Annotated in this window: 24 protein-coding genes; 6 read left to right on the top strand and 18 right to left on the bottom strand. The window is 33.5% G+C overall.

The window, feature by feature from the left end; genetic code table 11:
* Nucleotides 1-123 precede the first annotated feature (123 nt).
* On the top strand, nucleotides 124-2,163 hold the full coding sequence (gene metG / locus J2T59_RS02685) for a methionine--tRNA ligase (protein WP_259133690.1): 2,040 nt from the start codon (nucleotides 124-126) through the stop codon (nucleotides 2,161-2,163).
* 59 nt (nucleotides 2,164-2,222) lie between these two features.
* Here metG and cyaB read toward each other — a convergent pair whose 3' ends face one another.
* The 5 genes from cyaB to J2T59_RS02660 are packed head-to-tail and all read right to left on the bottom strand — an operon-like array spanning nucleotide 2,223 to nucleotide 6,157.
* On the bottom strand, nucleotides 2,223-2,747 hold the full coding sequence (gene cyaB, locus J2T59_RS02680; protein ID WP_259133688.1) for a class IV adenylate cyclase: 525 nt from the start codon (nucleotides 2,745-2,747) through the stop codon (nucleotides 2,223-2,225).
* A 5-nt stretch (nucleotides 2,748-2,752) separates the two neighbouring features.
* Nucleotides 2,753-3,145, bottom strand: coding sequence for a Zn-ribbon domain-containing OB-fold protein (locus J2T59_RS02675; protein WP_259133686.1), 393 nt, complete (start codon nucleotides 3,143-3,145; stop codon nucleotides 2,753-2,755).
* A gap of 7 nt (nucleotides 3,146-3,152) precedes the next feature.
* Nucleotides 3,153-4,325, bottom strand: coding sequence for an acetyl-CoA acetyltransferase (locus tag J2T59_RS02670; protein ID WP_259133684.1), 1,173 nt, complete (start codon nucleotides 4,323-4,325; stop codon nucleotides 3,153-3,155).
* A 14-nt stretch (nucleotides 4,326-4,339) separates the two neighbouring features.
* Nucleotides 4,340-5,389, bottom strand: coding sequence for a hydroxymethylglutaryl-CoA synthase (locus J2T59_RS02665; RefSeq protein WP_259133682.1), 1,050 nt, complete (start codon nucleotides 5,387-5,389; stop codon nucleotides 4,340-4,342).
* Between the two features lie 27 nt (nucleotides 5,390-5,416).
* Entirely contained in the window at nucleotides 5,417-6,157 is a 741-nt protein-coding gene (locus tag J2T59_RS02660; RefSeq protein WP_259133680.1) for a helix-turn-helix domain-containing protein, read from the bottom strand.
* 202 nt (nucleotides 6,158-6,359) lie between these two features.
* Here J2T59_RS02660 and J2T59_RS02655 point away from each other — a divergent pair, with 202 nt between their 5' ends.
* From J2T59_RS02655 to gpmI, 3 genes are read left to right on the top strand one after another with little or no spacing between them, the layout of a single operon-like run.
* Nucleotides 6,360-8,267 carry a phosphoadenosine phosphosulfate reductase domain-containing protein gene (locus J2T59_RS02655; protein ID WP_259133678.1) on the top strand — a complete coding sequence of 636 codons (1,908 nt, stop codon included), beginning with the start codon at nucleotides 6,360-6,362 and terminating at the stop codon, nucleotides 8,265-8,267.
* A gap of 56 nt (nucleotides 8,268-8,323) precedes the next feature.
* Nucleotides 8,324-9,940 (top strand): bifunctional phosphoribosylaminoimidazolecarboxamide formyltransferase/IMP cyclohydrolase, encoded by a 1,617-nt coding sequence (purH, locus tag J2T59_RS02650; RefSeq protein ID WP_259133676.1) that lies wholly within the window; start codon nucleotides 8,324-8,326, stop codon nucleotides 9,938-9,940.
* A gap of 55 nt (nucleotides 9,941-9,995) precedes the next feature.
* Entirely contained in the window at nucleotides 9,996-11,540 is a 1,545-nt protein-coding gene (gene gpmI / locus J2T59_RS02645; RefSeq protein WP_259133674.1) for a 2,3-bisphosphoglycerate-independent phosphoglycerate mutase, read from the top strand.
* A 27-nt stretch (nucleotides 11,541-11,567) separates the two neighbouring features.
* Here gpmI and fen read toward each other — a convergent pair whose 3' ends face one another.
* The gene (gene fen / locus J2T59_RS02640; protein WP_259133672.1) at nucleotides 11,568-12,581 is read right to left on the bottom strand and encodes a flap endonuclease-1; all 1,014 of its coding nucleotides are present in this window, start codon (nucleotides 12,579-12,581) and stop codon (nucleotides 11,568-11,570) included.
* A gap of 658 nt (nucleotides 12,582-13,239) precedes the next feature.
* Nucleotides 13,240-13,758 (bottom strand): ferritin-like domain-containing protein, encoded by a 519-nt coding sequence (locus J2T59_RS02635; RefSeq protein ID WP_259133670.1) that lies wholly within the window; start codon nucleotides 13,756-13,758, stop codon nucleotides 13,240-13,242.
* 565 nt (nucleotides 13,759-14,323) lie between these two features.
* Here J2T59_RS02635 and J2T59_RS02630 point away from each other — a divergent pair.
* Together J2T59_RS02630 and J2T59_RS02625 are read left to right on the top strand one after the other, a co-directional pair.
* On the top strand, nucleotides 14,324-15,427 hold the full coding sequence (locus tag J2T59_RS02630; protein ID WP_259133668.1) for an inositol-3-phosphate synthase: 1,104 nt from the start codon (nucleotides 14,324-14,326) through the stop codon (nucleotides 15,425-15,427).
* A gap of 11 nt (nucleotides 15,428-15,438) precedes the next feature.
* The gene (locus tag J2T59_RS02625; RefSeq protein WP_259133666.1) at nucleotides 15,439-16,266 is read left to right on the top strand and encodes a hypothetical protein; all 828 of its coding nucleotides are present in this window, start codon (nucleotides 15,439-15,441) and stop codon (nucleotides 16,264-16,266) included.
* Nucleotides 16,267-16,287: 21 nt separating this feature from the next.
* Here the strand turns inward: J2T59_RS02625 and afpA are convergent, their stop codons facing one another.
* The 11 genes from afpA to J2T59_RS02565 form a co-directional block, all read right to left on the bottom strand.
* On the bottom strand, nucleotides 16,288-16,839 hold the full coding sequence (gene afpA / locus J2T59_RS02620; protein WP_510186664.1) for an archaeoflavoprotein AfpA: 552 nt from the start codon (nucleotides 16,837-16,839) through the stop codon (nucleotides 16,288-16,290).
* An 83-nt stretch (nucleotides 16,840-16,922) separates the two neighbouring features.
* Complete coding sequence (locus J2T59_RS02615) at nucleotides 16,923-17,621, bottom strand: ferredoxin--NADP reductase (RefSeq protein WP_259133662.1); 699 nt, start codon at nucleotides 17,619-17,621, stop codon at nucleotides 16,923-16,925.
* Nucleotides 17,622-17,637: 16 nt separating this feature from the next.
* Nucleotides 17,638-18,255: a flavodoxin family protein gene (locus J2T59_RS02610; protein WP_259133660.1), complete on the bottom strand. Its 618-nt coding sequence runs from the start codon at nucleotides 18,253-18,255 to the stop codon at nucleotides 17,638-17,640.
* A 363-nt stretch (nucleotides 18,256-18,618) separates the two neighbouring features.
* Nucleotides 18,619-18,972 carry a carboxymuconolactone decarboxylase family protein gene (locus J2T59_RS02605; RefSeq protein ID WP_259133658.1) on the bottom strand — a complete coding sequence of 118 codons (354 nt, stop codon included), beginning with the start codon at nucleotides 18,970-18,972 and terminating at the stop codon, nucleotides 18,619-18,621.
* Between the two features lie 30 nt (nucleotides 18,973-19,002).
* Nucleotides 19,003-19,218 (bottom strand): DUF2180 family protein, encoded by a 216-nt coding sequence (locus J2T59_RS02600; protein WP_259133655.1) that lies wholly within the window; start codon nucleotides 19,216-19,218, stop codon nucleotides 19,003-19,005.
* A 21-nt stretch (nucleotides 19,219-19,239) separates the two neighbouring features.
* Nucleotides 19,240-19,473 carry a DUF2180 family protein gene (locus tag J2T59_RS02595; protein WP_259133653.1) on the bottom strand — a complete coding sequence of 78 codons (234 nt, stop codon included), beginning with the start codon at nucleotides 19,471-19,473 and terminating at the stop codon, nucleotides 19,240-19,242.
* A 38-nt stretch (nucleotides 19,474-19,511) separates the two neighbouring features.
* Nucleotides 19,512-19,625, bottom strand: a complete 114-nt coding sequence (locus J2T59_RS02590) for a desulfoferrodoxin FeS4 iron-binding domain-containing protein (RefSeq protein ID WP_259133651.1) — start codon at nucleotides 19,623-19,625, stop codon at nucleotides 19,512-19,514.
* Between the two features lie 99 nt (nucleotides 19,626-19,724).
* Nucleotides 19,725-20,573, bottom strand: coding sequence for a DUF5803 family protein (locus J2T59_RS02585; RefSeq protein ID WP_259133649.1), 849 nt, complete (start codon nucleotides 20,571-20,573; stop codon nucleotides 19,725-19,727).
* Complete coding sequence (locus J2T59_RS02580; RefSeq protein ID WP_259133648.1) at nucleotides 20,542-22,479, bottom strand: sodium:solute symporter family protein; 1,938 nt, start codon at nucleotides 22,477-22,479, stop codon at nucleotides 20,542-20,544. The genes J2T59_RS02585 and J2T59_RS02580 overlap by 32 nt, the downstream gene beginning before the upstream one ends.
* Before the next feature lie 704 nt (nucleotides 22,480-23,183).
* The gene (locus tag J2T59_RS02570; RefSeq protein WP_259133646.1) at nucleotides 23,184-24,242 is read right to left on the bottom strand and encodes a COG1361 S-layer family protein; all 1,059 of its coding nucleotides are present in this window, start codon (nucleotides 24,240-24,242) and stop codon (nucleotides 23,184-23,186) included.
* A gap of 32 nt (nucleotides 24,243-24,274) precedes the next feature.
* Nucleotides 24,275-25,384 (bottom strand): COG1361 S-layer family protein, encoded by a 1,110-nt coding sequence (locus J2T59_RS02565; protein WP_259133644.1) that lies wholly within the window; start codon nucleotides 25,382-25,384, stop codon nucleotides 24,275-24,277.
* Nucleotides 25,385-25,397: the final 13 nt, after the last annotated feature.

Raw genomic sequence — 25,397 nt, 5'->3', positions numbered from 1 at the left:
AATAATGTTAAGTTTAATAAAATTAAGGTTCGGTTGTTTTGGTTGTAATCTTATTGTATCTGGCAACCTTTTTAAAACATGTGGATTTTAAACAATGGAATAATTATAAACAGGTGAAAAGTTATGTCAATATTTCCATCAGATAAGCCCGTACTTGTTACATGTGGCCTCCCATATGCGAACGGTAAAGCACACATAGGTCATTTAAGAACATATGTTCCTGCTGATATATATGTTCGTTCACTTAGAAAGATGGGTCAAGAAGTTGTATTTGTTTGTGGATCTGATACGCATGGTACGCCTATTGTCCTAAACGCTGAGAAATTAGGAATGACTCCAACTGAATTAGTTGAGATTTATCATAGTCATTTTAATCAGGTTTTTAAAAATTTGAACGTTAACTTCGATTCATTTGGAACCACCCACGACTCAACTAATCATAATCGTACTCATGAAATATTAAACCGATTAATAGAAAAGGATTACGTTTACTCAAAAGTTATTGAAATAGCATATTGCCCTTCTTGTGATAGATTTTTGCCAGACAGATATGTAGAAGGGGTTTGTCCACATTGCGATGAGATTTCTAGGGGCGATGAATGTGACCAAGGCTGTGGTAAACATTTAGAGCCAGGTGAATTGCTTGAACCTATATGTACCATCTGTAGAGGAAAAGCAGCCTATAAGGATCAAGAGCACTATTTTTTTAAGCTATCCAGCTTTCAAGATTTTCTAGATACTTACCTAAACCAACTTGGAGGAACCCTTAATGCAAGAAACTATGCACTTGGTTGGGTTAACAAAAAATTAGATGATTGGTGTATCAGTAGAACTCTAGAATGGGGGGTGCCTTTTCCAGGAAATGAAGATCTTGTAGTTTATGTTTGGGTAGATGCTCCAATCGGTTATATAGCTTTTACTGAAGAATGGGCTCAAGCAAATAACGATAGCTGGGAGAAAATATGGAAAGGTGACTCTAGAATTGTGCACTTTATAGGTGGAGATATAATTTATCACCATTGTATCTTTTGGCCTTCCATGTTAAAAGGTGCAGAATATACCCTTCCTTGGGCAGTTGTTGCTTCAGGAATGCTCAAGATAGAAAATAAAACCTTTTCAAAAACAAGAGGATACGTTGTTTGGGTTGATGAAGATTATCTAGATCACGGTTTTCATCCAGACTTACTAAGATATTATTTAGCAAGTTATACATCGCATACAAAAGAGCTAAACTTTGCTTGGAATATATTTCAAGAAAAAATCAACACTGAGCTTGTAGGAGTTCTTGGAAACTTTATCTATAGAACATTGCTTTTTGCATACAAAAACTTTGGAGAAGTTCCAGAGGGTGATATTGAAGACGATGTTATCTCAAAAATAAAGTCTATCATCTATGAATATAGAGAGTTTACAGAATCATATGAATTTAAAAGGTCAGCAGACATAGCAATGTCATTAGCTTCATATGGAAACTCTTATTTCCAATCCAAAGAACCATGGAAACTCATAAAAGAAGATAAAGATGCTTGTGGGGTTGTAATTGCTAACTGCCTTCAGTTAGTAAAAGCTTTAGCTATAATATTTGAGCCAATATTACCTGAAAAGATGGAAATTTTATGGGAACAGTTAGGGTACAATTCTGATATCCATTTAATCCAGTATGATGAAGCAGCAGCAAAAATAGAAGCTGGTCAAAAGCTTTCAAAACCATTGACATTGTTTGAAAAAATTGATGATTCTAAAATCGAACAAATGGAAGAAATTGCAAGCAATAGAGTGAAGGTTGCAGATGAGGCTGCAGGAATCAAAAATAAAAAATCAGAAGAGTTTAAAGAAAAAAAAGTAGTTAACTATGATGAATTTTCTAAATTGGATTTTAGAGTAGGGAAAATTGTTGAAGTTGAAGATATACCTAAATCTAAAAATTTAATTAAATTATCTGTAGATATTGGTGAAGATAAACCACGCCAGATTGTTGCTGGTATAAAAAATCAATATAGTCTGCAAGAGCTTAATGGTAAAAGTGTTGTTGTACTTGTAAATCTTAAGCCTGTCAAATTATGTGGAGTTAAGTCTGAAGGAATGTTGTTAGCTACAAAAGAGAATGGAACTCTTATTGTACCAGAAAAGTACGATTGTTCACCAGGATCCAATATTTGTTAAAGTAAACTTGAATTTCTATTTACTATACTCCATATTTTTTGGTTTTTTTATATAATATCTTATTGGCCATTATCTAGGAGTAATTCGAGGTATGATTTAGATATCAGCTTATCTTCAGATATATTCATTGTTTTTAATATTTCAAGAAGCTGATTTTCATAAATATTTAAGTTGGAGTCAGCCATTGTTTCAATTTCAACAAATTCTCCTAGTCCTTTAACGGAATCCAGACATATTGAAATATCTTTTTTTTTATATTTTATACGCTTTTTTTCAATATTAAGAGTTTCTTTAAATCCTAAAGATAAAAAAATATCATACATATCATCTAGTATGATAGGAGTTTCAATTTCTCTTCTAGTTTTTGTACGAGGATTAATTTTTTTATCCTTATAAGTTAGATAGCTTTTCCCATTAGATTGTCGTAACCTTAGAGCCTCATCGGTTACACCAAAATCCTTATGTGGCGCATTAAGATAGATATCATGGTGTACTTCTTCTCCTACAAGGTAAAAGCCTAATCCTTCAAGATATGGAATAACCATAGAGTGTTCAATCTTTAATTTTAATTCAACTTCAAACATACAATTTACTCAGCGGCTATAAACTTCGTTCCATAATAAATCATACCTTTTTCTCCGCCATCACCTAATTTTCTAAATACAGGTTTAACTTTCATTCCCAAATAAATTTCATCTATACCACATGAAATCTGGGTTGTAAGTTTAGGACCCTCTTTTAGCTGGACTATGGCAAGAATGTAAGGTGTTTGGTGTTCAAATCCGACTGCAGCTGTTCGGATTACTGTAAATGATATTACCTCTCCATCTCCATTAAATTTATATGACTCAATTTTACCATTTCTTCGACATGTAGGACACATATTTCTTGGAGGATAAAAATATTCATCACAGCTCTTACAATGTGTCCCAACTAAATTATACCTCTGAACTTGTTTTCTCCAAAATCTTGCTACTGACATATACTTATCACCTATCCCTTGCTAATATATGGACTACTGCGGTTGCACCTGAACCGCCTACATTATGAGTCATGCCGATATTTGCATTATCCAACTGTCGTTTCCCAGCTTCCCCTCTCAGTTGATGAACAACTTCTACAGCTTGTTTAATCCCAGTAGCCCCCACGGGATGACCACATGATTTAAGCCCGCCTGAAGTGTTAACTGGTATTTTCCCTCCAATTGAGGTTTCACCTTCTTGTGTAAATGATCCACCTTGTCCTTTTTTCACGAAACCAAGGTCTTCAATGGCACATATTTCAGCAATAGTAAAGCAATCATGTACTTCAACAAGGTCAATGTCATTGGGTTTCATCTTAGCCATTTCATATGCCCTATTAGCTGCTGCAACAGTGGAATCTAGTGTCGTTATATCTTTTCTATCATGAAGAGAAATCGTATCACTTGCCTGAGAGCTTGCCTTTATGTACACTGGAGTGTCAGTGTATTCATGCGCAATATCTGCTGGTGCTAATACTAACGATGATGCACCATCTGTAATAGGCGAGCAGTCAAGTATATGTAATGGGTCAGCTACAAGAATCGAACTTAATACATCTTCTACTGTAATTTTCCTTCTATATTGAGAAATAGGATTCAGAAAACCATTAGAATGGTTCTTTACAGCAACTTCTGCCATTTGTTCAGATGTTGTCCCGTATTTATGCATGTGAAGCCTAGCAATCATGGCATATAATCCAGGAAAAGTAGCTCCCATAATTCCTTCCCATTCTCTATCAGAAGCTGCAGCAAGAGCAGCTGAGGCAACAGCAGATGAAACATCTGTCATTTTTTCAACACCTGCAGCAACAACTATATCTTGATAACCTGAAGCTACACCAAATATAGCTTGCCTTAGAGCAAGTCCTCCCGATGCACATGCTGCTTCCACACGTGTCGATGGAACATTGAGGTTCTTTGCCAGACCTGAATAGTCAGCAATTAACGCCCCTATATGTTCCTGTTCAACAAATTGGCCACCGCTCATGTTACCAACATACAAGCCATCTATATCTTCTCCAGCTACACCTGCATCTTGTAAAGAACCTGCTCCAGCTTCAACAAAAATATCCCTAAAAGATACGTCCCACTTTTCACCAAAATTAGTATTTTTAACTCCTATAATTGCAACATCTCGCATAATTATTCCTCTGATTAAGCACGTCTTAATTTGTCTTTATGTTTAGCGTAAATAGAATAGTCTATATAAGTTGGATTTTGAAGCATTTCTTCTATTGTAGCCACTTTATTACGACTTTTCTCTATATTTTCCGTAACCTCAAAACTAAAAGCATCAGCTCCAGCTCCTGATCCAAATGCTGTAGCGAAAATACAATCACCGGGCTTTGCTTGATCTAAAGTGGCAGCTATACCCATTAAACACGAGCCTGAATATGTATTCCCTAGTTTCGGAACAACAAGGCCTGGAAGAATCTGCTCTGTTGTAAATCCTAACATTTTTGCTACCCTACTAGGAAATTTCCCGTTTGGTTGATGGAATACCGCATAATCATAGTCTTTAGGTGTTGTATTTAGCTTACTCATTAAACCTTCAGCTGCTCCAGTCACATGTTTGAAATAACCAGGTTCGCCTGTAAATCTACCGCCATGTTCTGGGTATGGCATCCCTTCTCTTCTCCAAAAATCAGGAGTATCGGTAGTAAATGAATATGTGTCTTCAATATTGGCTATTATTTCATCAGGATTTGTTCCAATAAGCATTGAAACACCTCCAGCAGCTGCTGTATATTCTAGTGCATCACCGGGAGCACCTTGAGATACGTCTGAGCCAATTGCTAATCCTAAATCAATTTGCTTCGATGCGGCTAAGCCCATACAAGCTTGTACTGCAGCAGTGCCTGCCTTACATGCAAACTCAAAGTCTGCAGCTGTCAGCTGTGGAGTGGCACCAATAGCTTCAGCAACAATTGTGCTTGTAGGCTTAACGGCATAGGGATGACTTTCTGATCCGGTGTAAACTGCACCGATTCTTGTAGGATCAATATTACATCTTGCAATGGCAGATCTTGCAGATTCTACTGCAATTGTAGCTGCATCCTCGTCTATATCAGGAACTGATTTTTCGTCTACCTTCAATCCTTTTGAAAGGCTTTCCGCATCATCTCCCCAAACACGTGCAATTTCTTCAACTTTTATTCTGTATTTTGGGATATAGGCACCGTATGATACTATTCCAGTTTTCATTTTTTCACCTATTGATTATTAAAATTCTTATTCTAGTGCATGATATTGGCTATATTTTTTGAGTGTAGCAATAAGTTCATCAAGATCCATAGTTGTTGCAATAACAGGTATCCTATCAACTTCAGCCATTTTTTTCACCATCGGATCAACATCATTTGCTTGAATACCATGTATTACAACTGTCGCAGGTTTTAGACTAGTTACACGTATAGCCACCATTGGAGATTTCCCTGTAGAGACTTTGGTGAATATCATGGCCCTTTCTGTACTCCAGCCATATAGCCTTTGAAACTCATGGGATGACATTTCTAGGATTGCCCTTTTACTATCTATTACAGTAAATCCATAAAGTGGCTTTTCAATACCTTTGTAAATAATAGTCCCATCAATTAAGTTTGAAAGTCTTGCAAGTTGCATTGGGTACGTGTATTCATAAGCTCCATAAACAGCTTTGGAAGGAGACTCTGCATAAAGCATACTTTCATAAGCATGTATTTTCTTTCCTCCCTTTTCGGTTTCAATACTTAAAAGTGCTTCAATTATTTTGCTGACAATTAAAGTTCCGGGTGATTTTCGTCGACCACTTTCATAATCGCTAATTACCGAAGGAGAAACACCTAAATAAGAAGAAAGTTCTGTTTGTGCAATATCAAAATTCAATCTCCACTTCTTTAAGGCTTCTCCTGGCTTTTCTGAGAGAGTTATCTCACCTGCCATTTTTTCAGAAAGTTTTTTCCTAACATTTTCATAGGATGTGCCAGCAGTCATGGTTACATAACTAACATTTCTCGCTACATATATACCTAACGAATGGGTGTTCGTTAATCAACGTTTAACTGTTTGATTTGAACCAAATTATATTATCTAGAGTGCATAATATTCATATGTTTTATTATTTTAGTTTTGAGCGAAAATGTATATTTAGATTACACCAACAAATATATATTAAACATATTAGACTCAAACTAACATGTCACGACCTGTATATTTGGGGAAATTGATGTTACATTGGTGCCATCAATGCAATGTGCCTGTGCTCGGAGAGATATGTGATACATGTAAAAAAAATACCTTAAAAGTAACCATTACTCCACCAGGTGATATCCGACCTGCTTTTTCTTATGACATATCACTTATAAACAAAATATCAACTAAGCAATTTGGAGTGCCTCTTATACCAGATGATAGAGTTGTAATTTTAAATAAAGCACCATATGACGATAGGATGGAAGAAATCATAATTGATGGAAAAGTCATTGGAAATATACGTTTTGAAATAGAGAGACTTGATTGGGTACTCCTACTAAGACCTTCTGGAGCAAAAATACTTTTTGAAGGACGTAACTTAAAATCGCTTAAAAATTGGGTGATGGTCGATGATACAGCTGTCCCCTTCATAGTTAATGGTGCTAGTGTGCTTGCCCCAGGAATTATTGATTGCGACAATGAAATCATAGAAGGTAATGAAGTTATTGTAGTTTCTAGGGAAAATAACGTTGTTGCAGGGGGTAGGTCGAAAATGAAAGGTTCTGAAATGATAAGTTCTGAATACGGTGTAGGTGTTAAAACCAGGTGGAACGGAGCCAACAATGATACATCCCTATTGAAAAAAGAAACAAAATGGAGCGACGTTATTAAAGCTAATGAAGCTATTATGGAAAAATATACACAAGAAGCGTACAATTTTATTAATAATACAATAAAAAATATAGATAAGCCTATTTGTATTTCATATTCTGGTGGCAAGGATAGTTTAGTACTAATGCAATTATTGAGTGAATGTTTAGAGGATTTTTATATTCTTTTCGCAGATACAGGACTTGAGTTCCCTGAAACTCTCGATAATGTCGAAAAGGTAGCCAAATGTTATGATAAAAATCTAATATCTACAAGCGCAGGAAATTCTTTTTGGGAATCATTCCCTGCTTTTGGACCACCTACTGTGGAATCAAGATGGTGTTGTAAAATATGTAAGCTTGGACCAATATCTAGCCTAATAGAAAACAATTTTGAGGATGGATGTCTAACATTTATTGGACAGCGAAAATACGAATCCAGCGCCAGAGCTAAAAGCAGTCGGGTCTGGAAAAATCCATGGGTTGTAAATCAAATTGCTGCTGCGCCAATACAAAATTGGACTGCTTTACATGTTTGGTTATATATTTTAAAGACTAAAGCCCCTTATAATCCACTTTATGAGCAAGGTTACGATCGGATAGGATGTTGGTTATGTCCTTCATCTTCACTTTCAGAATTGATGAGATTAAAAGATACTCATCCTCATCTTGAAGAGCAATTTATGAACCAGTTAGTTAGCTTTGCGGAGTCAAGAGGCCTTTCTAAAAAATGGGTTCGCCATGGAATGTGGAGGTGGGAGAAGCCACCACAAAATATCAGAAAATCAGCTAACAATCTAGGTATTTCACTCGTTCAAAAAAATAGTTCAACACAAGATCTTAACTTTAAAATTACTTCTGGATACAGGCCATGTAAAGATGACGTTTTCTCAGCTGAAGGTAGTTTTGGAATTCCTTTAAACATCGAAGATTTCAAAGATAACAATTTGTTAAGTGCTTGTGGTGTACCATTATATATAGACGGTGCAGTTATAGTTAAAAACAAAGGCATAAATGTGCAGATATTCGCGTCTGGCGCCATTACAGTCCAGGACAGAGATGAGAAAAAGGCTCTTAGTCTCATTAAAGATGCTAAAAATTCAGTTATCAGGTCTCTTAAGTGTCAATCTTGTGGAATTTGTGTTAGACACTGTCCAAATAAAGCTTTAAATATTGCACATAATGGTATTCACATAAAAAATAACTGTGAGCATTGTAGTAAATGTATTTACAAATGCCCAGTAATTAAGTTTAATAAATAATAAAATTGAACCAGAACTTTTATAGATAATATCTTACAATTACATTTGGTGATTTTTTGGTTAAAAGGGCATTGCTTAGTGTTTCTGACAAAACCGGGATAGTTGATTTCGCAAAAGGCCTAAAAGAGCTTGGCATAGAGATAATTTCAACTGGCGGTACTGCTAAAATACTGAAGAATGAAGGTCTAGAAATAGTTGAAGTTGATGAAGTTACAGGGTTTCCTGAAATGATGAATGGAAGAGTGAAATCTTTGCATCCAAAAATACACGGTGGAATTTTATGTGACAGAAATAATTCAAAGCATCTAGATGACTTAAAAAAAGGAAATATTGAGTTAATTGACATTGTGGCAGTTAACCTGTACCCTTTTAAGGAAACAATCTCAAAAGAAAACACAACAATTGAACAGGCCATCGAGAACATAGATATAGGTGGTCCAACATTGATAAGGGCTGCAGCTAAAAATTATAAAGCAGTTACTGTAGTATGTAATCCTTCTTACTATTCAATTATTTTGGATCAGTTGCAATCATACGGAGATACTTTGCCAGAAACTAAAGAACTTCTTGCCACAAAAGCATTTAAACATACAGCAGATTATGATAGTTTAATTGATATTTATCTCAGTAAACAACTTCTGAATGAGGATGTAACTAGACTTAGTTATATAGATGGAAAAGAATTAAGATATGGTGAAAATTGGCATCAAAAAGCAACTGTTTATACCGAACCTGGCTTGAAATATCCGTCTATTGCAAAAGCAAAACAATTACACGGTAAAGCCCTTTCCTATAATAATTATGTGGATGCAGATAATGCTCTAAAAACAGTCAAAGAAATTGATTCTTCAATCCCTACTGTATCTATAGTTAAGCATAATAACCCTTGTGGATTTGCAACTGGAAATTCTTTAGTAGAAGCTCTAAAGTCAGCATGGGATGGTGACCCGATCTCTGGTTTTGGAAGCATAATATGTACGAACAAACCATTTGATCTTAGTAGTGCAGAATTTTTGAAAGGGCGGTTTATTGAAATGGTGATAGCACCAAGTTTTGATTCTAATGCATTAGAATATCTTAAGAAGAAAAGTTCAAAGTTAAGAATACTTGAAATACCTAACCTTACAGATGATTATCCTAACTATCAAACTTATAAATTTATAGATGGTGGATTATTAAAACAGTCAAAGAATTCAGAACTATACAATAAATGGGAATGTGTAACTACTGAATACTTCCCCTCTGAAAAAAAGAACCTTGCTGAGTTTGCACTAAAAGCTTGTAAATGTATTAAATCAAATGCAGTTTCAATTGGATACGAGTATAAAAAAGGTTGTTTCATGCTCTTAGCAATGGGTGCAGGACAACCTAATAGAGTTGATTCAATACGCAAGCTTGCTAGTACAAAAGCAAAAGAAAACCTAAAAGTCATTTATGATAGAGAACATATTGACATGCCTTTCGAGAAATATTGCAAAGACGTTTTATCGAATTGTGTAATGGCTTCTGATGCTTTTTTCCCTTTTGATGATAGCATCGTTCATGCAGCTGAAAGCGATATTAAATTTATTGTATCACCTGGAGGATCTATAAGGGATCAAGAGGTAATTGATACAGCCAATAAGTTAGGCGTATCAATGATATTTACAGGAATGAGACACTTCCTCCATTGAGCTGAAATTCACTGAAAAACAAAAATCACATAAACATAATAATATGGTTTTAAAAATGTTTCAGAAAAGACCTCTTTTACTCATGATTCTTGATGGATGGGGATATTCTAAAAGTGATGAGGGCAATGCATTTAAAGCTGCTAAAAAGCCAAATATTGATTTTCTTATTAGAAATTATCCATTTAGTCTATTAGATTCTTCAGGGAAATCAGTAGGTCTTCCTGATGGACAAATGGGCAATTCAGAAGTAGGGCACTTAAACATAGGCGCTGGAAGAATAGTATATCAAGATCTTACATTAATAAACGAGTCCATTAAAAATGGTGATTTTTATAATAATAATACTCTTTTAGAAGCTGTTAATCATGTTAGAAAGAAAAACTCTAGCCTGCATTTAATTGGCTTGGTTTCTGATGGAGGTGTCCATAGTCATAAAAATCACTTGGAAGCTTTACTTAAGCTTGCTAAAAGAGAGGGTATAGAAAATGTGTTTATTCATGCTTTTCTTGACGGAAGGGATGTATCTCCAACTTCAGGGTTGAATGATATAGCTGAATTAGAACAAATCTGTAAAATAAACAATGTTGGACAAATAGCATCTATTACTGGAAGATATTATGCAATGGATAGAGACCGTAGATGGGAACGAACAAAGTTAGCTTATGATGCACTTACTAAAGGAAATGGAAGTTATTTTTCCAATAACTACTTAACTCTTATTAGAAATTGTTATGAAAATGGTATTACTGATGAGTTTATAAAACCAATTGTTATAATTGATGATTCTAGTGAACCAATCGGAACTGTCAAAGATGAAGATTCAATAATATTTTTTAATTTTAGGCCTGATAGAGCTCGACAGCTCACATATTCTTTTTTAAAACATGACTTTAAAGGATTTGTACGTGATTATTGGCCATGTACACATTTTGTTTGTATGACAGAATACGATAAAGAGCTTGAAGCTAATGTTGCTTTTTGTGTAGAGAATATAGTAAATGGCATTGGTGAAACTATTAGCAACAATGGGTTGAAGCAGCTCCGTATATCAGAGACTGAAAAATATGCACATGTTACTTTCTTTATTAATGGAGGAAATGAAATAAAGTACAAAGGTGAAGATCGCATATTAATACCGTCACCAAAAGTTGCTACCTACGATTTAAAACCAGAAATGAGTGCATATGAGGTTACTGATGAGCTTATAGCAAGCATAGTTTCTAAAAAATATGATTTTATAATATTAAACTATGCAAATATGGATATGGTTGGCCATACAGGGAATTTTAATGCAGCTAAAAAAGCTGTAGAGACTGTAGATAACTGTGTTGGTAAATTGGTCAATACCATTCTAAGTGTTGATGGTATTGCTTTAATTACTTCAGATCATGGAAACGTTGAAAAGATGGTTAGTCATAATACCGATTTTCAGGTTCATACAGCACACACATCAAATCCAGTCCCAATCATACTTGTTCAAAAAAATGTTGATAATATTACATTAAGAAAAGGTAAGCTTGCAGATATAGCTCCAACAATTTTAGATTTACTTGAACTCGAAAAGCCAGTTGAAATGACTGGATGGACTCTTATAAAATAAAAAATGCTAGTCAACTACCTTGGTTTTTCAAAATTGATCCAAAGTCCTTTGAATGGGGTTTGTTTTTTGAATTAATTTATCATATGCTTTAGATACACGTTCTTCAGAAAAATTATGCTTTTTGCACAACAGATTAATCAGTTTATCTTTATTTGGATTTTCCCATGATATTTTATATTTGTCTGTAACTAAAGGGTGCAAAAATAGTTTTTTAACTTGACCTATATTTTGGTCATCATATTCCATACTTTTCAGCAGATTTTCTATGGTACTATACTTTTTTATCAAAGTTACAGCTTTTTTCGGGCCAATATTATACAGACCTTGATTATAGTCTGTTCCAACACATAAAGCAACATCAATTAGTTGATAATAAGTAATTTCTAATTCACTTAAAGATAGTTCTAAATCAATGATTTCTGGTTGAACATCAACATATGTATTTTTTCCAGGTAGCTTTCTTTTTCCAGTTATAGTTAGATTTCTTATGACTAAAGGAGATCCAAATAATAAAGCATCATAGTCTTGAGAGGCTGTAAAGTCCACATCGCCATTTATTACCATATGGGCTGCCTGGGCTTCTCCCTCTCCTGGAGCTTCTACAAATGGTATGCCTAAACAATTAAGCAGCTCTTTTGAACTTTCAATAATATAGTCATCTAATTTCACAGAAGCCTGTGAGTATTTAAAAGCCTCCTCCTCTAACCCTTTTTCTACTGCTTCATCCCATTTATGTTGTGCTTTTTGGCGTCTTTCTTTTCTTCTGTCAAGTGTTTCACGTTTTAGTTCAGGTGGATTCCCATCAAATACAAATATTGGTTTGATTCCTTCTTCCATAATATATAAAAATCTATAAAAAATACCTGAAAGGTGAGATGTTATAAGCCCATTGGAATCTTTCAAGGGAGTACCATCCCTTTGCCTAATTATACTTAAAAACTGATACAATACATTGTGAGCATCAAATGCTACTTTTTTGTTATGTAAATCTTCAATATGTGAGTTCTTTTTTTTGAGTAAACTACCGATATCACTGCCCATCGTATGAAGTTATCACTTGCAGCTATTTAATTTTTACTTAAGAAAATTTAGGTTAAATTATTATAAATTAATATTCTATTAGACTCATGAATAAAAGATTATATTCCCTTAGATAACCTTTCTAAAAAGCAATCCTTCAATATATCTGAACATTTGGTTATTAAGCAGACTAGTAATTTGAATATTTTTTTCTTTGATTGATTAAATTGTTTAAGTGGCTTTAAGCAATAGATTTAGTAGCATTTTACCTTTTTGAGTCAATATGGCCAGTATCTTTCAGTGATTTTAGATAATATGAAAGTGATGAATATTTATATTTTGTAGCAACTACAAGAACACAAACATAAAGTTCATTTATACATGGTTATTTTATGAGATTAAGCCTGAATGATCAGAAGAAGTTTTGAAAGATTTTGCTAGCCCATTCCGCATCCTTTAAAAAAACATTCTTAACTTTTGCAAATATTTTATCGCTCATTTTGTGATTTTCATCTATACTATTTCTTGTAACAATTTTGAAAATCTACATTATTATCATTTAGTTTGATTAGATAAATAACATGTTATTTAATCTCATTTACTTTGTAGAGAAATAAATTTTAGCTGTAATAGTAAGCAAACAGTTAATTCTTACTTACTATTACTAAATATTGAATTGTTATGTTTCCATTCTAAACTGTGTTGAAAACTCAAGAAATCCATCAATTAGTTCATAGTGTTCTTTTTCATAGTTAGCTAATTTTTCAAAAAAATGTTTTTTCTTTTTATCAGTTGCTCTTCTAGCTAGCTCGGTATACAACATTTCGGTTTTTTTCTCGAATCTTAGGGCAGATAGTAGTACACCTTCCTCATCTGACCATCGTTCTGAAAATTCTTCTTGTAGCATTTCTCTGAAATCTGGTGTTGTAGCTGCACCTGGGTTGAAAGAAGACAAATCATGACTTATTGAATCTTTACTGTATTTCTCTTTGAAGTCCCGTAGGTATTGAGAATGTTTTTTTTCTTCTCGAGCTAAATAAGTAAATATATCTTGAACAGTCGGGCTCTTTATCTCTGCTAGTTTATCTAAATAAAAGCTCCTACCCTTTTCTTCAAGAGAGATGGCCATATCTAAAACCTCTTCAAACGTATCAAGTTCTTCTAGCTCCTCTATAATACTATCCAAAATATCCTTCATATTAACCACCTTTTTCATATTGATTAAAGAATGTTCATTTACATTCGAAAAAAAAACTTTTTTTGTAACAACTAAAACAGTAAAATTCTTTTTTAGTTATATATACAAGAATCTAAGTTTATCTATTTATGTAGCGTTATAATTATTTAAATATATTCTTACAAGCAGAATCTCTGGTCTCGAGCATAGCTTCTAGTAGATAATGTACACAAATTACTAAAACCCATATAAGTTATTCAAGATTTTTTTAAATTTTTGACGACAATATAGGATACATTTTTATTGAAATAAGAAATATTTAAAGCAAAATAATACCTTTAATATAGGATTACAAAAATCTAAAATACTATACATAATGCAAATATTTTTATGTCTAATTAGCTATGTTCAAGAAAGCAAGATATTTAATGTTAAAATACCGATTTTGTTGTTAGTTTAACAGTATATTTATATTATAGTAAGTTATCAGAAACTTTTCATTAAAATATAATCATTAAGTCGATAAATTAATTATTTAGTTTTATAATTATCATTATCTTGTTGTCCGATTATGAGGTGAATAATTTTGAGTACAATAAAAATTGCAATTGCGGGCCTTGGCAACTGTGCAAGTTCATTAATACAGGGGATTGAATACTATAAATCAAAGAACATCAACGATGCTATCGGTTTGATGCACTGGGAAGTCGGAGGTTATAGGCCTTACGATATAGACGTTGTTGCTGCATTTGATATTGATAAAAGGAAGGTTGGAAAAGATATCTCAGAGGCTATATTTTCCTTACCAAATTGCACAACTGTATTTTGCGACAACATTCCAAAAAAAGATGTTGCTGTTTCAATGGGAAAAATACTTGATGGGGTTTCTGAACACATAGCTACATATGATGACAAGTATAAATTCATACCATCAGATGAAAAAGAAGCAACTAAAGATGAAATTGTATCAATTTTAAAAGATTCAGGTACCGAGATTTTACTCAATTTCCTTCCAGTTGGATCTGAGGAAGCTGCTCGTTTTTATGCAGAATGTGCCCTGGAAGCAGGTGTTGCATACATTAATAACATGCCTGTATTCATAGCAAGTAATCCTAAATGGTCCCAACGGTTTAAGGATAAGGGAATTCCAATAATTGGAGATGATATAAAGGCACAATTAGGTGCAACTATAACACATCGGACTCTGGTTGATATGTTCCAAAAGAGGGGTGTGAGGTTAGAAAAAACATATCAATTGAACACTGGTGGTAACACTGATTTCCTTAATATGCTGAATAGAAACAGACTTTCTTCAAAAAAGACCTCTAAAACAGAAGCAGTGCAATCAGTTCTTAAAGATCGCCTTGATGATGAGAATATACATGTAGGTCCAAGTGATTATGTCCCATGGCAAAAAGACAATAAGGTATGTTATCTACGAATGGAAGGGAAGCTCTTTGGAGATGTTCCAATGAACCTCGAACTTCGTTTATCGGTAGAAGATTCTCCAAACTCAGCAGGAGTAGTTATTGATGCCATTAGATGTTGTAAGTTGGCTTTAGACCGAAAAGTATCTGGTGTTTTGCATTCAGCTTCTGCTTATTTTATGAAGCATCCACCAATACAATATTCAGATGATGAAGCTTACAACATGACCAATGACTTCATTGAAAATAAAAGAGATAATTAATATTATTTGTCATGTGTAAAGTTAAAAGAAAAATACTCTATGGAGTAGACTTTAGTGGTGCAAAAAAAGCTTGTGGAAAAATATGGATAACTAAAACCCAAATTAATCAAAACTGCAATTTGCAAGTTTTAGATTGCTACCCTGTTGAGAAAATTGCAGGTAAGAACCAGTTTAACTGCTATGATAAAATAGTGGAATTGATTGAAAATGCGCCAATGAACACTTTATATGGTTTTGATTTCCCATTAAGTGTACCTGAACCTTTCTTGAAGCATTATTCAAATTGGAACGATTTTATTTTTGATTTTACTAAAAAATATCCTAGTCCAGATGAATTTAGGAGAGATTTTTTAGAATTATCAAATGGAGTTGAAATAAAAAGATGTTCTGAAACTATCGAAAAAGCTCCATTTTCACCATATAATCTTAGACTATTCAAACAAACATATTATGGAATTACAAAAATAGTTTACCCACTTCTATCTAAAAAGTCAGCTGCATTTTTGCCTATGAACGAGCTGAACAAAAATAAACCATGGGTTGTTGAGGTATGCCCTGCATGTACGCTAAAAAAAATTAGCATGTATTTCCCTTATAAAGGCAGGGGACAGGAAGAGTTAGGTAATAGAATAAAAATACTTAATTATTTGGCCGAAAACAACATCTTTGTACCCTTTTCTTTAAAAAATGATATATTATCCAATTATGAAGGTGACGCTCTTGATTCAATAATTGGAGCATATTCTTTATTCAAGTCATTGAGCTATGGAAAAATAGAGAATTCCTCTAATCTAAAGAATAACCTAGTGTACAAAAAAGAAGGATATATTTTTTCATAACTATATATGATTCATAAAAAATTATAGATCAAATAAATCATAGATATCCTCTGGTTTTCCAATAATATTTATATTCTCCATTTTTGATAAGGTCTCGGAATTGTTTATATCAATATCTCTCATTTTTAACTCAAATTCTTTTCCATTGGGCGCATATGTTTTAATAGTGCCTTTTACTTGGTCAACAGGCAATAAATAAATTGGTGTTGTCCCTTTTGCTGTTTGAGCCACTGCATTTGTAACTAAAGTATCGGCTATTCCATAAGCAATTTTTGCAGTTGAATTTGCCGTTAGTGGTGCTACTAAAAGCAAGTCATAATAGCCTACTTGCAAAGGGCCCGCAATGAATGGAGAATTAGGACCTGACTCCGTTTTAATATTTTTAAAATTCTTTTTTAATTCATCCCACATTCTGTACCATTTCATTACAGTTTCTCCTTCTTTTGAAAGAAAAACCATTATTTCTATATCTGTTCTTTTTTTAATATCAACCATTATTTCAAAAGTTTCTTTTATAAGGTCTCCAGAACCTGTTATTCCCCATGCTATTCGTTTCATACTTAAACCTCGCAGATAGTTAACGATATGTTTTTTTTAAGTAGAGTAAAATAAAGTCTAATTAAAATTTAAAAAAACTCAATCTTTACTTGTTATTTTCAATAACCTATAAATACTTCTTTTTTAATTTGCTTTTTTGACAATCCTATATCAATAAGCAGTTTTTCAACAGAATTTACCATAGGTGGTGGGCCGCACAGGTAGTAAATGCGATTCAAATAATTTGGTACCTCATTTTTAATTATATTTTCGCATATTCTACCTTTATAGCCATTCCAACTGGGTTCTGGTCTTGTCAGTGTATCTATGACTTTTAAATTGGAGTTCTCTTTTTGGAGGTCTTCGAAATCATGTCTAAATACTCGATCAGTTTCATGTTTATAACTACCAATCAAAACTATTTCAGTAGATAATTTTTTATGGCTACAGTATTTGCAGATACTTATCATAGGAGTAATTCCAATACCACCACTTATCAAACAAATTTGCGATTCTTCTTCATCATAGTACATGTTTCCATAGGGCCCCTCTATTACAAGAGTATCACCTAAATTTAAACTAGCTAGACCGTTTGAAAAGTCATGTCCAGTAAGCTTTTTTGTGAATTCAATATATTTTTCGTCCGTGGGGCTACTTGACAATGTTAATGGCTTTCTAATGTATTCATTATCTAAATCAATTCCAACTAATACATATTGTCCTGGAAGATAATCAAAGTTTTCTGGCTTGCTTAGTCTAAAACTAGTTACTGAGGTGCTTCTTTTAATTATTTCAATTAGTTTAAGATTAAGTTTCAATTCAAATAGCTCCTTTTCAGCAATCAATAAGTGTTCTACTCACTTCAATCATCCTATCAATTGTCCTATACAAACTTTTCATACCAACCTCATCATTTTCAATGCCTTCTTTTCCTTTATCTTTTGACCAAAAAGTTCCTCCAAGATTTGCTCCAAAAGCTCCACCGCCAATAGGAATCATTTCATTAATTATATAGAAATCGTGTATAGTTTTTAATGCTGGTTCTTGACCTCCTGTCCTATCACCACCATTTGATACGCCAATCCCAACTTTGTTCCTGAAAACTTTTGGATTACGGGCTACAACTGCACGGCATCTATCAATAATAACTTTTGTTTGACCACTAACATTTCCTTGATAAACTGGGGTTCCAATGATCCATGCATCTGCCCATATCATTTTATCATACAAATCCGTCAAGTCATCCTTGAATACACACCCTTCTTTTTTGCGTATACAATAATCGCAGTGAATACAGAAATTTATGGTTTTACCCTTTGCAGAAAAATATTCTACAGAGGCTGAGTAATTTTCACTAGCATATTCTAAAGCATGAGATACTGCATAATCAGTTGCTTTTTTCCTAGGACTACCAGATATTCCTAATATTCGAATATTTCTTTCACTTACCAAAAAATTCACCTTTATAAAACTTGAAAATTATGAGTTTCATAAACCATACCTTTAATTGAAATTCTATCATACAATAAGGCTTTCAAAGCACCTGTTGCTATTGGATTCTCTAAAATTGTTTTTTATAATTGTATTTAGATCTATTTTTCCCTCTTAAAGTGAACCAGGACACTCATTTTTGTGGCATATTAAACATTGAAAAGGGGTTGTGTATTGGTCTGAACCTAGCTTTTGAGAATCAATGCAGTTATAATTTCTAAGTTCAGTCGATGTCTTTCTGTTTATACTTATGATAAGAAATATAAAAATTATAAGTATAGGTCTTATAACAGTCCCCTTCTTGAAAAAAACAACTTACCTCAATTACTTAAGTAATTTTAGCGCATCACGACACGCAGCTACTGCAGGTGCCCCAGATGTGATGAATATAACATCCATTGCTTCCATAATTTCTTCTTTCGTAGCACCTGCATTTAATGCACTTTTCATTTGTGATACTGTGCATGCTTCACATTGTTTTGAGGCAACCACTGCAAGTGCCATTAAAATTTTCATCTTTGCGGGTAAAGCACCATCAGACAATATTTTTTGGTCACAACGATTATATTTTTGTAGAAAGCTTGGCTCAATATCCTCTAGTGTTTTTAGTATCTCTGGCGTGAATCCCATTTTACAACCAATACTTTCTAAAATTTCCTCATTATCTTTATGTGTCATTATTTTGCCTCCAAATTTATTAATTATATTTTAATCAAAAGCATCTACCATTATATTTCCCAGACAATCATTACAAGTAAATCGTGGTAGTGGCTTAGTACATTCTTTAAATTCCGGATACTTTCCTGTTGATACTGGAATCTCTAGAACTTTAATGTGATCCATACACAAACCCATGCCGCATATTATGCATACACTAACAGCCTCAGTTTGTTTTTTTGATTCTATACATTCATAGCACTTCATTTTACAACACACCTTAAATTATTACTGTCGAACCTCACACACATTTTCCATTATAGCTTCATGGCATGAATTGCATAAAATTTTGTTAATATGATCTAAGTCTTTACCTTCAAGGTGTACACTATATTGTTTCATGTCAATTATTGGAATCTCTTCTCGAATCAAGTGACTACTACAAACACCTCTGCCACAAACAATACAAATTCCTGACGTATCGGCCTCTTTTCCATTTTTAGCACAATCATAGCACTTCATTTTATCACCAATTAAAAAATTAAAAATACATTATAAGTTTAATCTACTAACTCCATATCTTGTCCACAGCAGACAAGAACTCCCCCTCCTACATTAGTAATTTCTACTTCGTTTCCACATATTTCACATGAATATTTATCGCCAACTTTCACAATCTCACCTCCCTCAAGATCAAAACAATAAATAATTGAAGTTTCTATAATAAGTAACTAATGGTAATGGTATTAATCATGGATTAGAAGATCAAGAGGTTATTTGATCTCATCTTGAAGGTCATTTCGTTTCCTCTTATTTTTGTAATAGTTTGTTATTATCGCAAAAGATAACATCAATATCATAATTGAAACATAGGTTAATATTAACGGTGCAGATTTTTCATAAAAACCTATAGTGATAATCTCCCTGAAATCATCTGAATTGTTTTCTATTTTGTACCATGTTAGGACTTTTCTGCCTTTATCATCTTCGTACTTAGAATCATATGTAGGTCTTGGATATCCAAGCACCCTATTTCCAGTAGTATAACTTTCTGGAAGTATAATTCGAACTACAGAAGGGGTATTAACTGTATGAACATAGTTCTGTCTGCCTTGATTAACTAAAGTATATGCTACAAAACCAGTAACTTTTTCTTCAAAATCAATAAAGATATGTTCTCTTCCTCTTATTACCTCTTTTGAAATATTATACTCAACATCGGAAATGTCGTTTTTCTTGATTTTCTCCTTAAGTATCTCAATTCCCTCAACTGTACCTTCATTTTTAGTTACTGGTTCTACCAAAGTCACAACATTAGTAATTGTTTCACCAGACCGAATGAATTGTTCCATTGGAACAACTTCCAACCTTTTAGTGTTTCTTATCATATGTACGGACTTTACTGTATCATTCGATGACAAGTAAACGCTGGTAGTATTTTTTATATGAGTAGAGTCTAAGCTTTCATTAAAATATATTTCAAACTCGTATTCATCGATGTTGGTAGATTCTACATCAACATCCTCCATTCTATCAATACAACCAACAGTGACAACTAAAATTACTATTAATATAAATAGTAAAATTATTTTATGATTGTAGTTCATTCTTCTCAAGGTCAACTATCACTCCAATATCATGAAGAATATCTTGAATTTCTTTGAATGCAATATATAACTCCCTTCTTTGAGACTCCATCATATCAGCTGGTGGTTCAGATGCAAACCAAATTTCTGTTTGTGTATTTCCTCGAGTTATTTTTACACATGCTAGCATGTCGGAATTAGTTAACCTATATAGAGAATCACCACCGCTAGGAGCTACCCATACTGGATATTTATTTTTTAGCTCCTCACTGAATTTGCTCCAGTTAATCATTGCAGAGGTTGAAACTTCTAGGTGAATATGAGCACGCTCACCAACTTTTCTTTCACGTATTTGCTTTAAAAAATCAACATATTCTACATCATTTTCATCAATTGTTTTTATCTCTTCTACATATAGTTCTTCAGCCGCTTCTTTGAAAAATGGTGCTAGATTTATATTATCAGGGGCTTTTGTAGTAAGTGAGACTAAAATAAATGCAGTTCCACTTAATGCCATACTTAATATTACACCATGTCCCATTAATGCTGGATGTATTGATTCTAAGTATGGAACACCCATCACAGGATCTTTTATAGTGTCAAATATTGTCATACCAATTTGTAAAGTAGCTCCAACAAAAACTCCTGCTAAGGCTCCTTGAGTAGTTGCTCTTTTCCAGAAAATACCTCCCATTATAGGGAAAAAGTAAGAAGCACTTGCAATAAATGTAGCTATATGTACCGCATGAATTATACTATCTATAAAAAAAGAGGCTATCGTTGCTGTAATAACTATGAAAATAACACTAACCCTATTAATCACCATCATTTCTTTCATAGTTGCATCTGGTTTTACAAATCTTTGATAAATATCACGGGACACACAAGAAGCACCTGACGTGGCAAAAGTATCTGCACATGACATAGCTGCAGCAGCTAGACCAATAGCTGCTATAGCTATCAATAGTGGTGAAAACATTGTACTCATAAACTCGAGTAAGGCAGGTTCAGCATATGCCATTCCTGCAGGATAACCCATTTCAGCAATTTCTGGATATATTGAGTTCAGTCCGAGTGCAATGAATGCACATGCTCCAAAAACAATTAAAACTAAAAAGGATCCAGCTATAAGCCCAATTCTAGCCGACCTTACATCTTTTGCAGCCCAAACTTTTTGCCAAGGGTCCTGTTCAGTAATCCACCCTGGTATGATAGCTAGAACGAAAATTAAAACCATTGGAATTCCAATAGAGAAGGGATTCCACCATTCGGATGGTACACTTCCAACTGTTTGTGCAATATTTATTGAAGAGATATCAATCAATGATTCGGAGCCATTAGCAGAGCCGGTAACAATTACTGCCATTAGGATAACAAAGGTTGAGAGAAACATGAACTGAAGAGCATCCGTCCAGACTACCGCATTGAGACCCCCCAAAGTAACATAAGTTGAAACTGCAACTGCAACAATCACAGCTGCGTATACAGGACTTAGCCCAAAAAGAACTTCAAGAACAAGTGCAAATCCCTTGATATCAGCAACTGCAAACAATATCATTACAATAGTAATTATTACAGCTATAGGAGCCCTTATTTTACTACCGTATCTTTGTTCTAGTAGTTCGGGTTGCGTTATAGATGGTAGACTTTTTATTTTTGATACAAATAGTGCAATTATCAAAAGAGCGAGGACGTTAGGGGCAACAAAACCCCATATTGAGCCCATTCCTTGAATCATATAATATCCAATTACTGCTAAAATTGCACCAGCTGTTAGCCACGATGCAGCTGCTGAAAACCCAATACCAATTGCTCTTACTTCACGACCTGCAAGCCAAAAGTCTGTGATACTTCTCTGTTTTTTTGTAAAATGAAATCCAATAGCTACCAATATTAATATATAGCCAGCTAAAAGAGCTAAAAAAATTTCGTAACTTTCCATAAATATCTCTTCTATTTAATTTCTCTAATTTAGGTTGACTTTTTATCTAATCAAATATTTGCATAGTTGATAACCATATTGCTATTTTATCTTTTCCAAAGATTATGTTGTTAACTATAAACAATCTTAGAAAATTTAATCTTTAGAAATCCTTATGTCAATAATAGATGTGAAAAAAAAGTTTTATCTGTATGTATTATGTATTAGTATCTTACATTTTACTTCCTTTAACTGGTTTCTGTATATTCTAGCCTTAATTTCTTCACCATATTTTCTTGTTCGGACTGAAAATATTACTCCTAAAAAGTTTCTCAGCAAACTTTTCAACCAGTTTACAACAGTATTTCCATTAGTTTTCTTTTTTTCCTCTGTCTTACAGGAATAAGGGGATTTGAATTATTGTTCTGTCATATGATAGCATGAATTTCTTCGGGCCATATTTCTTACCAATAGCATATTACTCAGAATGACGAAGTCTTTGACATTGATTCAGCAGTTTTGATTCTAAAATCATTATAGTTATGAAATAATTAGCTCTAAATCAAAAACTAGCTCATAAAATGGTTCTAAATATGTTAATATTGGCCATCAAACTTCAAACCAGTGAAATTGGTGGGGAAATTTGAAAAATCCTATCTTTTTATGTCTCTATAATTCCAATTAGCTTAATTAGATGAATTAGGAAATTAAAAGTGAAATAGCATTCACTTTTGTTTACCTTGTATTTTTCTATAAGCTACTGTTGCTGCAGCAATAATTAAAATGGTTAGCACTCCTAAGAAAATAAAGGTTGTATTTATTGGTTCTGCAGGTAAAACTTCGGTTTCTACTCTCATCGTACTAGTAAGTCTATCATGACCATCTGTATCTTCATATCTAATTTGACTGATAATTGGGTATGTTTTTGGGATAGCATATTCTGATACATCAACTCTAAATATAGCAACTTTACTTTCACCAGGTTCAACTAACCCAAGATAAGCCTGATCGTCTGTAGTACTAAAAGGGTCTGCAACAGTAATTCTCACAGTAGTATCTTTAGCCGTCATTTCTCCTTGGTTCTTGTAAGTTACTTGAAGGATACCTTCATCATTAGGGCGTAAGTCGCTTTTTACATCAACTATTGAAAAGTCTGCCTCATCTTTAACTTTAATAGGTATTGTTATTTTTTGAGTATTCACTTCATACCATAAGCCGATTTCTCGATTGATTAGTGTTTCATTGGATAACCTTCCGCCAACTTGTACATTTTCTTGATAAGCATATTTCACTTCCATCTTTAATTCATAGATACCAGCTTTTGCGTTTTTACTGATTTCAATGTCAAAAGGTACAGGTGTTGCTGTTTGTTCACCGGACCTTAATGTACCTGCTTCTTGAGAACCAGACTTTACTTTAATCTCAGGGTATTGAGAATGTAGTGTAGAAACAATACCAATGGCTGTTGTTCTATCTGATTCGTATTGCTTCTCTAATTCTTGGAGTTTTATTTCCTCATCATCAATAGCATCTATTTCAGACCTGAATCCTTCAATTACACCTTTATTTACAAGGTTGATTTCAAGAGTAGCTTTATCTCCTCTTTCAAATTCATTACTTCCTATCAAGTTCCCAGAAATTTCTGGTAAACCAAAAGTTGTATAAAAATTATCACCAAAATTGAAGTTCTCTGGAGGTTGTCCCGCGGAAGGGGTTATTAGGATTGAAATTAATAAAAAGCACGAAAGTGTTACTATTAAAAATTTAACTTTTTTCTTCTCCATAGAAATTGTCATCTCCTTTTTAAAAAATATTTTCATTTATAGTGGTCAAGATTTCTTATTACATTAATTACCATATATACACCAACTACAATTATTCCTATAAATGCCAGTATAATAAGGCTTAATTGGGTTCGTGTTTCTTCAACTTCTACGTCAATCTTTAATGTGTCTGAAAATTTAAGTTCATCATCCTCATCGAGATATCTTATCTCTGAATTAATTGCATAAAGTTTTTCTAAAGCATCTGAATCTGCTTCAATATCAAATGTTACTGTTTTTTCTTGACCGGGTTCCATTGTTCCAATATAAGTTGTTGCACGGTTTGTAGACAATGGAACTATGGCAATTTTACGCAAAACTGAATCATATGCGGTTTTTTCTCCTATGTTTTTATATGTAACGTTTAATTTTTGGCTTGATCCAGGCACTAGATCCTGAAAACTAGTTACTTCTGTTATTTCAAATTTAGGTGTTTTTTTTATCACTATGGGAACATGAATTGTTTTTTCCACATTATTATAGTGTGTTGTGTGGTCCAATTCAGGAAGACCTAGCAAATCAATATTCCTATTAGTCATACGTGCACTACTTTGATATTGGTAAGATATAGGCAATTCTAGAATATATTCTCCAGCCGGTGCATTATTGGATATTTTTATTCCAAATTCTAGAGGGTCTTCAAGGCGTTCTCCTGGAACTAGTTTTTCTATAGAGTGTGTTCTACTATCAGAATCAATTTCAACATAATTAGACTTTGAATAAAGACTAGTTTTTAGGCCAACAGCTATAGTTTTTCTAGATTCGTAATCTAATTCTTTTACAGATATTAGGTGTTGATCCTGTTTTGCAGCGCTGAGCCGTTTGCTTGGGCTGAACCCATATGGGATACCTCTGTTAACCAAGTTGACTTGCAATGTTGCTTTTTCTCCACGTTCAAATTCTGTATTCCCAATAACAGAAATACTGATATTAGGTTCACCATATCCTCTATAATAATCATCAGAATATCCATAACCAGGAGAAAGTATTCCATTTTCCTCAATTGCAGCCCCAGTAAGCGATAAAGGTGAAGATAAAAAGCCACATAAAATAAAGAAAAATAATACTGCTTTTAAAGAGTTTAAATTGATAATGGATTTCATTTTCATCAGCCTT

The sequence above is a fragment of the Methanosalsum natronophilum genome (genome assembly GCF_024808815.1).
GTDB lineage: Archaea > Halobacteriota > Methanosarcinia > Methanosarcinales > Methanosarcinaceae > Methanosalsum > Methanosalsum natronophilum.
Note: the sequence above shows the minus strand (reverse complement) of the source record. Positions and strands in the feature narration are given on the sequence as shown.

Excerpts from the sequence above, each read along its gene's own strand:
- metG (WP_259133690.1), top strand. The coding sequence starts at position 124 with ATGTCAATATTTCCATCAGATAAGCCCGTACTTGTTACATGTGGCCTC.
- cyaB (WP_259133688.1), bottom strand. The coding sequence starts at position 2,747 with ATGTTTGAAGTTGAATTAAAATTAAAGATTGAACACTCTATGGTTATT.
- J2T59_RS02675 (WP_259133686.1), bottom strand. The coding sequence starts at position 3,145 with ATGTCAGTAGCAAGATTTTGGAGAAAACAAGTTCAGAGGTATAATTTA.
- J2T59_RS02670 (WP_259133684.1), bottom strand. The coding sequence starts at position 4,325 with ATGCGAGATGTTGCAATTATAGGAGTTAAAAATACTAATTTTGGTGAA.
- J2T59_RS02665 (WP_259133682.1), bottom strand. The coding sequence starts at position 5,389 with ATGAAAACTGGAATAGTATCATACGGTGCCTATATCCCAAAATACAGA.
- J2T59_RS02660 (WP_259133680.1), bottom strand. The coding sequence starts at position 6,157 with ATGACTGCTGGCACATCCTATGAAAATGTTAGGAAAAAACTTTCTGAA.
- J2T59_RS02655 (WP_259133678.1), top strand. The coding sequence starts at position 6,360 with ATGTCACGACCTGTATATTTGGGGAAATTGATGTTACATTGGTGCCAT.
- gpmI (WP_259133674.1), top strand. The coding sequence starts at position 9,996 with ATGTTTCAGAAAAGACCTCTTTTACTCATGATTCTTGATGGATGGGGA.
- fen (WP_259133672.1), bottom strand. The coding sequence starts at position 12,581 with ATGGGCAGTGATATCGGTAGTTTACTCAAAAAAAAGAACTCACATATT.
- J2T59_RS02635 (WP_259133670.1), bottom strand. The coding sequence starts at position 13,758 with ATGAAGGATATTTTGGATAGTATTATAGAGGAGCTAGAAGAACTTGAT.
- J2T59_RS02625 (WP_259133666.1), top strand. The coding sequence starts at position 15,439 with ATGTGTAAAGTTAAAAGAAAAATACTCTATGGAGTAGACTTTAGTGGT.
- J2T59_RS02605 (WP_259133658.1), bottom strand. The coding sequence starts at position 18,972 with ATGACACATAAAGATAATGAGGAAATTTTAGAAAGTATTGGTTGTAAA.
- J2T59_RS02600 (WP_259133655.1), bottom strand. The coding sequence starts at position 19,218 with ATGAAGTGCTATGAATGTATAGAATCAAAAAAACAAACTGAGGCTGTT.
- J2T59_RS02595 (WP_259133653.1), bottom strand. The coding sequence starts at position 19,473 with ATGAAGTGCTATGATTGTGCTAAAAATGGAAAAGAGGCCGATACGTCA.
- J2T59_RS02580 (WP_259133648.1), bottom strand. The coding sequence starts at position 22,479 with ATGGAAAGTTACGAAATTTTTTTAGCTCTTTTAGCTGGCTATATATTA.
- J2T59_RS02570 (WP_259133646.1), bottom strand. The coding sequence starts at position 24,242 with ATGGAGAAGAAAAAAGTTAAATTTTTAATAGTAACACTTTCGTGCTTT.
- J2T59_RS02565 (WP_259133644.1), bottom strand. The coding sequence starts at position 25,384 with ATGAAATCCATTATCAATTTAAACTCTTTAAAAGCAGTATTATTTTTC.